Origin of the sequence: Paraburkholderia sp. SIMBA_030 (assembly GCF_046535245.1) — a bacterium.
In the GTDB taxonomy this organism is placed as follows: domain Bacteria; phylum Pseudomonadota; class Gammaproteobacteria; order Burkholderiales; family Burkholderiaceae; genus Paraburkholderia.
The window spans coordinates 1-250 of the sequence record NZ_JAWRXB010001221.1; the positions used below are offsets into that span (position 1 = coordinate 1).

The 250-nt window shown below is 72.0% G+C and carries 1 pseudogene; it reads right to left on the reverse strand.

Annotated elements, in window-relative coordinates:
* Positions 1-177, reverse strand: a pseudogene (locus SB772_RS43920) (ABC transporter permease); the annotation flags it as partial.
* Between the last annotated feature and the right edge of the window lie 73 nt (positions 178-250).

Genomic DNA, 250 nt, shown 5'->3' on the forward strand with positions numbered 1-250 from the left:
GTCGCCGAGCAGGCGAGCGCTGCGGTGGCGCGACAGCTTGGCCGCCGCGATCGCCGCGCCGATCACGGCGCCGACCGCGAGCGCGGCGAGCGTCAGCGCGACCGTCATCAGCGCGGCGAGCAACAGCACGCCGCCCCAGCCCTCGGTACCGAAGCCGAGCATTTCAAGAATCGCCATGCGTGCCTCCCGGCAAGTGTTGAATGAATCCGCAGGATGCGTGCCGCCGCGCGTCGGTCGAGCCGCTCACGCG